The following is a 12,367-nucleotide window of genomic DNA, read 5'->3' on the forward strand; positions in this document are numbered from 1 at the left end:
GAGAGCGAGTGACCCCATGACGTTGAACACCATCGTCACCATCGGCGCCGGCCAGACCGCTGCCGTCGCGGCGCGCACCCTGCGACGCCGAGGATTCGACGGCAGGATCCTCCTCGTCGGCGACGAGTCGCACGCGCCGTATCAGCGGCCACCGCTGTCCAAGGAATTCCTTGCCGGGCAAGAGGATCGCGAATCGTTGATGCTGCTTCCCGACGCGTGGCGAGACAAACAGAACGTCGAACTCCTCACCGGCACGACGGTGACCCGGATCGACGCGAGCGGTGGTTCGGTCGAACTGTCCGACGGGCGAAGCATCGCGGCCGACGCGGTACTGATCGCGACCGGCGGCAGACCGCGCACGATGCCGGTGAACGGGCCTGCGCCCGAACGGGTGCACTACCTGAGGACGATCGACGACGCCGAACGGCTCGCCGCCCACCTTCGTCCCGGCGTCGGTCTGGTGCTGATCGGCGGAGGCTTCGTCGGACTCGAAATTGCCGCCACTGCGACAGCCCTGGGCGCCGAGGTGACCGTCCTCGAAGCGGACCAGGTGCCACTCGCTCGAATCCTCGGACCCGAGATGGGCGACGTCTGCACTCGATTGCAACGGGAGAACGGAGTCACCGTCCGCGGCGGCGTCCGGGTCGACACCGTGACGACCCAGCCGGACGGCGTGCTCATCGCGCTCGAGGGCGGAGAGGTGATTTCGGCCGACGTCGTGGTGGTGGGCATCGGGATCGTCCCCAACGTCGAGGTCGCGCGGGCCTCCGGACTTGCCGTCGACGGCGGAATCCTCGTGGACGCGCAGGGGCGGACCTCGACTCCACACGTCTACGCCGCCGGCGACGTGGCAGCGCGATTCTCCGACGCGGCAGGCAGGCACGTTCGCGTCGAACACTTCGACAACGCGAGCAAGCAGGGGGCGGCGACCGCGAACCTCATGCTCGGACGCGTCGGGGTGGTGGACCCCGCGCACTGGTTCTGGTCCGATCAGTTCGGCAAGAACATCCAGTTCACCGGCGCGGCCCGCTACACCGACCTGGTATTTCGCGGCAGCGCCGACGACGGCGAGTTCACCGCCTTCTATCTGGACAGCGGTGTTCTGCGCGGCGCCTTCACGCTCGACCGCGGCGACGAGATCAGCGCGGCCCGAGAACTGATCGGCCGGTCGATCGCGCCTGCCCGGTTGGCGGACGAGGACGTCGACCTGTTCGACCTGATGGACGATGACGAGGAATTGGTGACGGTGTCATGATCGAGGGACTCAATCTCATTGACGGGCAGTGGGTCCCGTCGTCTTCCGGCGCGACGTTCGAGCGGCGCAATCCCGCGGATCACGACGACGTGATCGGCGTGTTCCCGGATTCCACGGAGGCCGACGTGGATGCCGCCGTCAGCGCGGTGGCCAAGGCGGCGCCGCAGTGGGCCGCGACGCCCCCGGAACGCCGCGCGGCAATCCTGGAAGCGGCGGCCGCGCACCTCGAGGCGCGGGCAGGCGACCTCGTCGACGAACTCGTCCGCGAGGAGGGCAAGACCCGGACGGAGGCGACCATGGAAGTCGGTCGCACACCGATGAACCTGCGCTTTTACGCGGGCGAGGCGCTCCGCACCACCGGCAGCACGTACCCCACCCCGGGGGAGGGACTCGTCATCACCCTGCGCGAACCTGTCGGAATCGTCGGGGCGATCACCCCCTGGAATTTCCCGCTCAACATTCCGTCGCGCAAACTCGGACCGGCGCTGGCCGCCGGAAACGTCGTGGTGTTCAAACCATCCGAACTCACCCCGCTGATGGGACAGCGGCTGGTCGAGGCGCTGCTGGCCGGGGGGCTTCCGGCCGGTGCCCTCGCCCTGGTCCAGGGTTCCGGTCGCGCCGGCGGCGCGGTCGCGGCGGACGAGCGCGTCGATGCCGTGACGTTCACCGGCTCCACCCACGTGGGCCGTGCGATCCACGCGGCGGTGGGTCCGTCTCGCCGCAGCCAGCTCGAGATGGGCGGCAAGAACCCCGTCGTGGTCCTCGGCGACGCCGACGTGGACAAGGCGGCCGCACTGATCGTCAAGGGCGCCTTCGGATTGTCCGGGCAGGCGTGCACGGGCACCAGCCGGGTGATCGCGGTGGACGAGATCCACGACCGGTTGCTGGACCGCGTGGTGGAACTCGCCGAAGGGATCACCGTCGGCCCGGGCGCCGAACCGGGTGTGGGCATGGGAGCTCTCGCGAGCAAGGCGCAGCTCGCCAAGTTCCTCGAGTACGTGCAGATCGGCCGCGACGAAGGAGCCGAACTGGTTTGCGGCGGAGCAAGTCTCGACAGGGGGAACGGCTATTTCGCTGCTCCGACCGTGTTCGCCGGTGGCAGCCCTGACATGCGGGTGGTCACGGACGAAGTGTTCGGACCACTGCTGGTCTTCCTGCGGGCGTCCGGCTTCGACGATGCCGTCGCGCTCGCGAACGACACCGAATTCGGGCTCAGCGCGGGAATCGTCACCAACGACGTAACGAAGGCGCTTGCGTTCGCGGGCCGTTCCGAATCGGGCCTGGTGAAGATCAACCAGCCCACCACCGGCATGAGCATGAACGCTCCGTTCGGCGGATACAAGGCCTCGAGCACGCAGACCCACAAGGAGCAGGCGGGTGACTCGATGATGCAGTTCTACCAAGCCGAAAAGACCGTCTACCTCAGCCCTTCGGCCTGAGACCTACCTGTCGACAGAGGGAGAAGACCATGGAATTCACTCGCGTTGCGCGCTCCGGACAGGTTTCCGAAGGCATCGTGCGCCGCTTCTTCGCCGGTGAACACGAGTTCGCCGTGGCCCGCCTGAACGGGAAGGCCTACGCCACGTCCAACTACTGCACACACCTGGACTGCCTGCTCTCGTCCGGGAAACTCGTCGACGACGGTATCGGATGCTCCTGCCACGGAAGCGTGTTCGATCTGGAGACCGGGGAACCCGTGTGCCCACCGGCGACGGTGGCCATCAAGACCTACCCGGTCGAGGAACGTGACGGCGAGATCTTCGTCGGCGTCGACCCCGACGACACCAGTTCCATCCCGCGCCGGCGGGCCGCGCGGGGGTGCATGAAGTGAACCCCCGACCGTCCACTCTCTCCGCCGACGGCATGGTCTCGTCCAGTCATCCCGCGGCGAGCACGGTAGGTGCCCGCGTTCTGGCCGACGGAGGCAACGCCATCGACGCGACGCTGGCCATGGCCGCGATGACCTGGCTGACGTTGCCGGGGCAATGCGGAATCGGCGGTGACGCGTTCGCCGTCGTCCGCGAACCGGACGGATCGGTGTGGACGGTCGGGGGCAGCGGCTTCGGGCCCGACGGCGGTGACGTGGACTTCTACACCGAACGTGGGCTGCGGTCGATTCCCCTCGACGGGGCGCTGGCGGTGGCGGTTCCCGGGGCGCCGGCCGCCCTCGGCGCGTTGCACGCGGGTGGCGCCACCCGCTCGCTGATGGACCTCTGGGCACCGGCGGTGTGCGCGGCGGAGAAGGGGCTTCCCTGCTCGGCCAAGACCCGCGACGACGTGCGAGAGGCGCAGACCGCGATCGCCGCCGACCCCGGACTGCGTGCGGTGTACCTCCCGGACGGCCGGTTGCCGCAGGTCGGGGAGCGGCTGCCGCAGCGCGACCTGGCCCGGACCATCGAGGCACTGGCGCGCGACGTGCACGGTTTCTACACCGGCCCGTTCGCTCAGCAGGCGGTTGAGGCGCTCCGCGCCGGTGGGGCGCCGTTCGGCGGGGACGAGTGGGCGGCAGGCGCCGACGTGCGACGGGAGTTCGCGATCAGCGGGCACTACGCCGGCGCGGTCGTTCACCAGACGCCCCTGCCCACCCCCGGATGGATGGTGCTGCAGCAGGCGGCGCTGAACGACGGCGTCGTCGGCTTCTCGCCGTGGCTCACCGCTCCGGCCGTCGATCGCATGGCGCGAGCGGCCCGTCTGGCCTTCGAGGATCGGTTCGCGACCTGCGGCGCCGGCAACGACGGGTGGCGGGCCGTGCTCGAGCCGACCGCGATCGGGGCGGCGAGAGACAGGCTGGACGGCCGCCGGGCGTCGTCGGGCGCCTTCAGCGTGAGCGCCGGTGACACCACCTCGACCGTCGCGGTGGACTCCGACGGCCGCGCGGTCAGTTTCATCCACTCGCTCGCCTTCACGTTCGGCGCCAAGATGACCGTCCCCGGCACCGGAGTGGTGCTGAACAACCGATTCGGCCGCGGGGCCTATCTGATCCCGGGGCATCCCAACGCCGCGGCGCCGCGGCGTAAACCGCTGCACACCCTCAACGCGTGGGTGATCACCGATACGTCCGGGAATCTCCTGCACGTCGGGAACACCCCGGGCGGGGACGGGCAGGTGCAATGGAACATGCAACTGATCTCGCACCTGCTCGATCACGGACTCGACCCGGCGGAGGCCGTCGCGGCGCCCCGCTTCACGGTCTTCCCGGGCAGTGACGCCGATGTGGTCGGCCGCCCGGCGGAACTGCGGTGCGAGTCCCGCATTCCGGAGGAGGTGCGCACGGAGTTGGAGAGCCTGGGTCACGACGTCGCACTGCAGGGTCCGTGGGCCGCCGGTGGGAGCGCGCAGATCATCTCCCTCGACGCAGCGCGCGGCCTGCTGTCCGGCGCCGCCGACCCCCGCCAGGAAGGAATAGCACTCGGTGTCTGAGCAGGAATCCGTCGCCGCCGCCCCACGGCCCCAGGGCCGCTACATTCCCGCGGTCGTGCACGACGGGATCGCGTACAGCGCCGGGATGACGCCACGCCGCGACGGTGTGCTCACGGTTACCGGCGTCGTCGGACGGGACCTGGACATCCCGCGGGCCCGGGAGGCGGCCGGGTTGGCGGCGAGGAACGCGATCACCGCGATAGCCTCGGCCGTCGGCGGCACGGCGGCGATCTCCCGGTGCCTGCGCATGAGCGTCTTCGTCGCCTGTACCCCGGACTTCCGTGAGCTGTCCGCGGTGGCCGACGGCGCGTCGGACGTGCTGGTCGAATGCCTGGGGGCCGACGCTCTGCCGGTGCGCAGCGCGATCGGCGTGTACGCCCTGCCGTCCGGCGCACCCGTGGAGATAGAGCTCACAGTGGCTGTCCGTGCATAGACCCGCACCCGGCTCCAGGTGTTAAATACTTCTTGTGTCTATGTTGTATTCCGCCGCGGAGCAGGCCTATCGCGAGGTCAAGGAGCTCATCCTGTCGGGCGGTCTGCCCGGCGGTGAGCTGATCAGCGAGGGCGAGATCGCCGGGCGCATGGGGCTCAGTCGTACCCCGGTGCGCGAAGCCTTCCTCCGGCTCGAGTCCGAGGGCTGGATGCGGCTGTACCCGAAGCGGGGCGCGCTCATCGTGCCCGTCGCGGACGGCGAGGCGGAGCACGTGGTCGACGCCCGGCAACTCGTCGAGACGCACAGCGTCCGGGTGCTGGCCGACCAGCCACACGCCCGCGAACTCCTCGTCGCCCGCCTGCGCGAGAACCTCGTCGAGCAGCGGGAGATCGCCGAGCGCGGCGACGTCGCCGCCTTCAGCGCCGCCGACGCCGACTTCCATCGGATGATCGTCGAGGCGGGCGAGAATCCGCTGCTCGCGACGTTCTACTCCAGCATCCGCGAGCGTCAGCGACGCATGACGGCACACTCGATCACCCGTGACCCGGGACAGCTGCCCAGGATCATCGCCGACCACGAGCAGCTGACCGAACTCGTCGAAGCGGGTGACGCCGCCGGGTTCGACGCCGCGGTGCTCGTCCACATGCGCCAGGTCCACGCCCTCAACCCGAGAGGAGTTGCGCGATGACCGTCGTCCGCGAATCCCCGATCGAGGTGCCGGAGACCCTCGCGTCGCCGCGCGCCTGGCTGCTGGTGGCCGCGACCATGTTCGCGGTCGCGTGGGGCGGCAACGAATTCACGCCGCTCCTCGGCATGTACCGCGCCGATCACGGTTTCTCGCCGGTCACGGTCGATCTGTTCCTGTTTGCCTACGTTGTCGGAATCGTGCCCGCCCTCCTCCTCGGCGGACCACTGTCCGACCGGCTGGGCAGACGGCCGATCCTGCTCCCGGCACCGTTCCTGACGATCGCCGGCTCCGCGCTCCTGGCCCTCGGCGCCGACTCTGCGGCCATGCTCATCGTCGGCCGCGTCCTGTGCGGGGTCGCGCTCGGCCTCGGCATGGCCGTCGGCGGCAGCTGGGTGAAGGAACTGTCGACCGCGCCGTGGGATCCCGCGGCCACGGACGGTGCCGGTGCGCGACGGGCAGCGATGAGCCTGACCGGCGGATTCGGTCTCGGCGCGGGCGTCGCCGGCGTCCTCGCGCAGTGGGCGCCGCTGCCGAGTGTCCTGTCGTACGTTGTGCACAGCGCGATCGCCGTCGCCGCTGCCGTCGCACTGTGGCGAGCCCCGGAGACCCGCGCGGCCCAGCCGGTCTCCGAACGAGTCTCGCTCGCCCGCGACCTCGCGATCCCGTCCGCCGCCCACAAGCGATTCCTGTTCGTGATCGCGCCGCTCGCACCCTGGGTGTTCGGCACTGCGGCCGCCGCCTACGCGGTCCTGCCGTCGCTGATGTCCGGGAACACCGGTGGGCTGCCGCTCGCGTTCTCGGCGCTCATGTGCATGGTCGGCCTCGGGGCGGGATTCGCGATCCAGGCGCTCGGACGCAAGATCGACACCCCCCGCAACGCGCGTGCCGTCGTGGTGTCACTCGTCGTCGTCCTCGTCGGAATGGGCGTCGCCGCCGTCGCCGCGTCGGCGCTGACCGTTCCGCTCGCGCTCGCCGCCGCCGTCGTGCTCGGCTGCGGATACGGCATGGCCATGGTGTCGGGACTGCAGGAGATTCAGCGGATCGCGGGCCCGAACGACCTCGCCGGACTGACCGCCGTCTTCTACTCGCTCACGTACCTGGGATTCGGGACGCCGGCCGTGATGGCCTACCTGTCCGAGACGTTCCCAGCGGTGACGTACCCGAGAATGTTCCTCTTCGGGACGATCGCGGCCGCCGGCTGTCTTGCGCTCGCACTCACCAAGTGGCGCGCGCACCTGCCGAACCCGGAGTGACCGCAACTCACATCGGCGGCAGAGTCTTCTCGCCGAGCCAGGAATCCCACAGCAGGCGCAGCGGCTCGTCGGTGTAGTGGGTGGCCAGGTCGGTGAACTGCTCGCTCGTGACGGTGGAGTGGCGATGGGCCAGGGTCCACTGCCGCAGCAGCCCGAAGAACTTGTCGTCGCCGAGCCGTCGTCGCAACGCGTGGAGCGTCAGCGCGCCGCGCTTGTAGACGCGGTCGTCGAACATCAGCTGCGGTCCCGGATCGGCGATCACCAGGTCCTGCGGCTTGCGGGCCAGGCCCTGATGCGCCTGCTGTGCGAGCTGGTGCGCCGAAGGGCCGCCCGAGTTCTCCGACCAGATCCACTCCGCGTAACAGGCGAAACCTTCGTGCAGCCAGATGTCCCGCCACTGACCGAGTGTCAGGCTGTTGCCGAACCACTGGTGGGCGAGTTCGTGCGCCACCAGACGTTCGTATCCGCGCCGGCCCGTGCAATGGTTGGCACCGAAAATCGACAGTCCCTGCGCCTCGAGCGGGATCTCCAGCTCGTCGTCCGTCACGACCACCGTGTAGTCGGCGAACGGGTACGGGCCGAACAGTCGGGAGAACACGTCCATCATCTGAGGCTGCCGGCCGAAGTCCACGTCGAACGTCGGACGCAGCCGCGGCGGGTGGACGGCGAACATGGGGACTCCGGCGGAACCGAGGCTTCGGCGTTCGTACGGCCCGATCTGGATGGTGGCCAGATAACTCGCCATCGGCTCGGTCTGCTCGTACACCCACGTCGTCTGGCTGGCCCGCGTCTGCCTGCTCACCAGCGCACCGTTGGCCACCGTGTAGTACGGCGAATCGGTCGTGATCGCGATGCGGTAACTGGCCTTCGAACTCGGGTGGTCGTCGCACGGGAACCAGGACGCCGCCCCGTTGGGCTGGCTGGCAACCAGCGCGCCCTCGGACAACTCCTCCCAGCCGACCTCACCCCACACACTGCGGATCGGTTTCGGCGAACCCCCGTACTGGACGGTGAGCACGAGGGCGCCGCCCGCGGGGATCGCCTGCGCGGGCGTGACGACCAGCTTGCCGTTCCGATGCAACCACTTCGTGTTGCGGGAACCGTTGGTCGCGACCTTCGTGACGTGCAGATTGGACGCCAGATCCAGGGCGAACCGGGAGCGGGCCTCGGTGGTGACCGCGGTGATCGTGGCCTTGCCTGCCAGCCGGTTGCTGTGAACCTTGTAGGTGAGGTCGAGTTCGTACCGGGTCACCCGGTATCCGCGGTTTCCGTTCTGGGGGAGATACGGGTCGACCGGCTCGTCGATCCCCTTGTCAGCCTTCACGTGGCCGCCCAGGGGGCGATCGGATTTCCCTGCCACCGCGTGGACGGCGGCACGGTGTCGCCGCGCATGACGAGCGAGGCCGGGCCGACCGTGGCGCCTTCGCCGATCCGGGCGGCGGGCAGCGCGACACAGTGCGGGCCGAGGGTGGCGCCGGCTCCGAGGATGACGGTGTCCATGGACATGATCCGATCATGGAACAGGTGAGTCTGCACGACACACCCCCGTTCCACGGTCGCGCCGTCGCCCAGCGTCACGAGATCCGCCTCGGGCAGCCAATAGGTTTCACACCACACACCCTTGCCGATGGTGGCTCCGAGGCCCCGCAACCAGACGTTGAGGACGGCGGTGCCGGTGGCGGCACGGGCGAACCAGGGTGCGGCGACCGTTTCCACGAAGGCGTCCGACACCTCGTTCCGCCACACGAACGAACTCCACAACGGGTGCTCGATCTTCCCGATCCGACCCACCACCAGCCACTTCGCGATCACGGAGATCAGCCCGGCGACCGCGCCCGCGACGAGGAGGACGACACCGCTCGCCAGCGCCGCGAGCCAGAAGCCGATGTGGTGAGCCAGCACCTGCAGCGCGAACAGCACGCCGAGGCCGATTCCGAACGTCACCGTCACCGGGATGAGGCGGCACGTCTCCACGACCGCGCGGGCGATCTTGAGCCGGACCGGGGGACGGAACGTGCGGGAGGCGTCGGTGTCGCCGGGCGCCCTGCGGAGGCGGACCGGGGGACTGCCCAGCCAGGAGGAACCGGATTTCGCCTTCGACGGCGTGGCCGAGAGCACCGCGACGAGACCGTTCTTGGGCACGCGCCGACCCGGACCGGTCATCCCGGAGTTGCCGAGGAAGGCGCGCTTGCCGACCTTCGCGTGTTCGATGTGCATCCAGCCGCCGCCGAGTTCGTAACTCGCGATCATCGTGTCGTCGGCGAGGAATGCGCCGTCCGCCACGGTGGTGAACTTCGGCAGCATGAGCACGGTCGACGCTTCCACGTTCTTGCCGATCCGGGCGCCGAGCAACCGCAGCCATCCCGGCGTCAGGAGACTCGCATACAGCGGGAACAGGAACGTGCGGGCGGAGTCCATGAGTCGTTCGGTGGCCCACACCTGCCAGCCGATGCGACTGCGGACCGGGTGGTAGCCCTCACGCAGCCCGATGGACAGCAGCCGGACGGACACGACCGTGAGGACGGCGAATACGGCGAGGCTGACGAGCGTCGCGACGGGAAGGATCACCAGCGACTGGAGTACGGCGGATCCGATCGTGCCGGCGTCGCGGATCCACCAGCCGATGACCACGATGCCGGCGACGAGGGCGAAGATCGGCAGCCCGGCGATGAGCATCGACGTCACGCCGAACGCGGGAACCCAGTAGGCCGCGCGGCGTGGAGTCTCCTCGGGCCACGGGTGGACGGCCTTGCCGACCTTGACCGCCGGTGAACCCGCCCAGTGCTGATTGGCCTTGACGCGTCCGAACACGGCGGAACCGGCCTCGACCTCGGCGTTTCGCCCGATGGTGGCGCCGGGAATCAACGTGGACCGGGCGCCCACCGACGCACCCGGACCGATCTTGATCGCACCGATGTGGACGACGTCGCCGTCCACCCAGTGCCCGGACAGGTCGACCTCGGGTTCGATGGAGCAACCGTCGCCGAGTTCGAGCATGCCGGTGACCGGCGGGAGCGTGTGCAGGTCGACCCCCTTGCCGACCTTCGCGCCGAGCGCCCGCGCGTAGTAGAGCATCCACGGCGCGCCAGACAGGTTCGCGGCGCCGCTGGCCTCGGTCAGGCGCAGCGCCACCCACAGTCGCAGGTGTTCGCTGCCGCCTCGGGGATACGTTCCCGGCTCGAGTCCGCGCAGCAGGATCCGTGAGCCGATCACCGAGATCGCCATCCGGCCGACCGGGCTGATGAACGCGAAGAACGCGAGCAGAATCCACCACCACGACACCGTGGGCGCCCACGACACCGTCGTGAACCACGAGAAGGCGTTGTTCGCGATGGCCAGCCACGTGACCCACTGCAGGCCGGTGAGCGTGGTGAGCGGAACCGTGGCCGCGATCTGCGCGAGCTGGCTCCGTCGCGGAGTCGGCGTGACGATGCGGGGTTCGGCGGCGTCGATCGGCGCCAGCTCGTCGAGGTATTCCGCGAGCGAACCGAGCCGCGGATGGTCGTAGAGTTGCGCGACCGTCACCTCGGGGAACCGTTCGCGCAGCGCCGTGACCAGCTGGGCTGCCGAGAGGGATCCGCCGCCGAGCTCGAAGAAGTCGTCGTCGGGGCCCGTGATCTCGGCGCCGAGAATCGCCGTCCACAGCCCCGCGACCCAGGCCTGCGTGCCCTCGAGACCCAGTTTCTCCGCGGCGTCGTCGATACCCGGCGGGGGCCAGGGCAGGGCGTTCCGGTCGACCTTGCCCGACGTGCGGGTGGGCAGTTCGTCGACCAGGACCAACCGGGGAACCAGCGCCGCCGGCAGCTGCTCGGTGAGCGCCGCGTGCGCCGCCTTGAGGTCGAAGTCGGGGTTGGTGCTGACAAGGTAGCCGACGAGTACCTGGTGACCGGCTCCGGTCCGGCGGACGGCAGCGGCGGCGCCGCCGACGCCGGGAAGGTTCTGCAGGGCGTTGTCGACCTCGCCCAGTTCGATCCGCCTGCCACCGAGTTTCACCTGATCGTCTGCGCGACCCTGGAACAGAAGTCCGCGGCGGTCGAGGCGGACGAGGTCGCCACTGCGGTACGCGCGATCCCAGCCGAGTGTCGGCATCGGTGCGTACTTCTCGGCGTCTTTCTGCGGGTCGAGGTACCGGGCCAGGCCGACACCGCCGATGACCAGTTCGCCCACCTCGCCCTCGGGGACGGGTTCACCGGTCGCGTCGACCACTGCGAGGTCCCAGCCGTCGAGCGGGAGGCCGATACTGACCGGACTCTTGCCGTCCATCAGGGCGCCGCACGCCACGACGGTCGCCTCGGTGGGCCCGTACGTATTCCATACCTCGCGTCCGTCGACGGCGAGACGCTCCGCCAGTTCGGGTGGGCAGGCCTCGCCGCCGAAGATCAGCAGGCGCACGGCCTCGAGGGCCTCGGCAGGCCACAGCGACGCGAGGGTCGGCACCGTCGAGACGATGCTGACGTCGCGCGCGACGAGCCACGGGCCGAGGTCCATGCCGCTGCGCACCAGGGATCGGGGCGCGGGAACGAGGCAGGCGCCGTGACGCCACGCGAGCCACATCTCCTCGCAGGACGCGTCGAACGCGACGGACAGTCCGGCCAGCACCCGATCGCCGGGCCGGATCGGGTCTTCCTGCAGAAACATCCGGGCTTCGGCATCCACGAACGCCGCCGCATTGCGATGGTTCACCGCGACACCCTTGGGGGTGCCGGTGGAACCGGAGGTGAAGATGATCCACGCGTCGTCGTCGACGGTCGGCGGACGGGCGCTCGGCGACTCGGCCCTGTCGGGGGCGGTACCTGCGGTGATCCCGGTGCCGGTGATCACGCACCGGACCTGCGCCTCACCGAACACGAGTTCGGCGCGTTCCTCGGGGTCGTCCGCGTCGACCGGCACGTAGGCGGCGCCGACGGCGAGCGTCGCCAGGATTGCGACGTAGAGCGAGCAGGATCCGGACGGCATTCGGATTCCGACGCGATCGCCGGCCCCGACTCCCGATTCGGCCAGGACCTCCGCGGTCTGCCGGATCTCCTCGAGCAGTTCCTGGTAGGTGAGCGACGTCGAGCCGTCGTCGATCGCCGGGGCTTCGGGGTTCGCCTCGGCCGTCGCGAACAGGATGTCGACGAGTGTGCGCGGCGCCGGTGCGAATTCACGGCGGAGGAATTCCCGGGGTATACGGAGCGACAGGTCCGAATCCGTCGGCGACTGGAGAGACAATCCAGAATTCCTTCTCTGAGCGGGTGGTGGTGCGTACGGCTCGTTATCTCACGATCAAGTGGCCAGATGGTGAACAGTTGGTGGTTCGTAGGGCTTCGTCGTCCATT

9 protein-coding genes are annotated in these 12,367 nt (G+C 69.5%); 7 read left to right on the forward strand and 2 right to left on the reverse strand.

Going from position 1 to position 12,367, the window contains the following annotated elements:
- The first annotated feature begins 16 nt into the window (after positions 1 to 16).
- From ACLIVD_RS03610 to ACLIVD_RS03640, 7 genes are read left to right on the forward strand one after another with little or no spacing between them, the layout of a single operon-like run.
- Entirely contained in the window at positions 17 to 1,255 is a 1,239-nt protein-coding gene (locus tag ACLIVD_RS03610) for an NAD(P)/FAD-dependent oxidoreductase (RefSeq protein WP_283354154.1), read from the forward strand.
- On the forward strand, positions 1,252 to 2,694 hold the full coding sequence (locus ACLIVD_RS03615) for an aldehyde dehydrogenase family protein (RefSeq protein ID WP_283354153.1): 1,443 nt from the start codon (positions 1,252 to 1,254) through the stop codon (positions 2,692 to 2,694). Before ACLIVD_RS03610 ends, ACLIVD_RS03615 begins: the two co-directional genes overlap by 4 nt.
- A 29-nt stretch (positions 2,695 to 2,723) precedes the next feature.
- Positions 2,724 to 3,086: a Rieske (2Fe-2S) protein gene (locus ACLIVD_RS03620; RefSeq protein WP_283336384.1), complete on the forward strand. Its 363-nt coding sequence runs from the start codon at positions 2,724 to 2,726 to the stop codon at positions 3,084 to 3,086.
- A complete protein-coding gene (locus ACLIVD_RS03625) occupies positions 3,083 to 4,675 on the forward strand; it encodes a gamma-glutamyltransferase family protein (RefSeq protein WP_477951602.1) in 1,593 nt (530 codons plus the stop codon). Before ACLIVD_RS03620 ends, ACLIVD_RS03625 begins: the two co-directional genes overlap by 4 nt.
- Complete coding sequence (locus ACLIVD_RS03630) at positions 4,668 to 5,108, forward strand: RidA family protein (RefSeq protein ID WP_283336382.1); 441 nt, start codon at positions 4,668 to 4,670, stop codon at positions 5,106 to 5,108. The genes ACLIVD_RS03625 and ACLIVD_RS03630 overlap by 8 nt, the downstream gene beginning before the upstream one ends.
- 40 nt (positions 5,109 to 5,148) lie before the next feature.
- Entirely contained in the window at positions 5,149 to 5,796 is a 648-nt protein-coding gene (locus tag ACLIVD_RS03635; protein WP_005262092.1) for a GntR family transcriptional regulator, read from the forward strand.
- Positions 5,793 to 7,049 (forward strand): MFS transporter, encoded by a 1,257-nt coding sequence (locus ACLIVD_RS03640; protein WP_491931961.1) that lies wholly within the window; start codon positions 5,793 to 5,795, stop codon positions 7,047 to 7,049. Before ACLIVD_RS03635 ends, ACLIVD_RS03640 begins: the two co-directional genes overlap by 4 nt.
- A 7-nt stretch (positions 7,050 to 7,056) precedes the next feature.
- Here ACLIVD_RS03640 and ACLIVD_RS03645 read toward each other — a convergent pair whose 3' ends face one another.
- A complete protein-coding gene (locus ACLIVD_RS03645) occupies positions 7,057 to 8,373 on the reverse strand; it encodes a M1 family metallopeptidase (protein WP_491931962.1) in 1,317 nt (438 codons plus the stop codon).
- Positions 8,370 to 12,260 (reverse strand): Pls/PosA family non-ribosomal peptide synthetase, encoded by a 3,891-nt coding sequence (locus tag ACLIVD_RS03650; RefSeq protein ID WP_491931963.1) that lies wholly within the window; start codon positions 12,258 to 12,260, stop codon positions 8,370 to 8,372. Before ACLIVD_RS03650 ends, ACLIVD_RS03645 begins: the two co-directional genes overlap by 4 nt.
- Between the last annotated feature and the right edge of the window lie 107 nt (positions 12,261 to 12,367).

It is taken from the genome of Rhodococcus sp. G6(2025) (genome assembly GCF_058628105.1).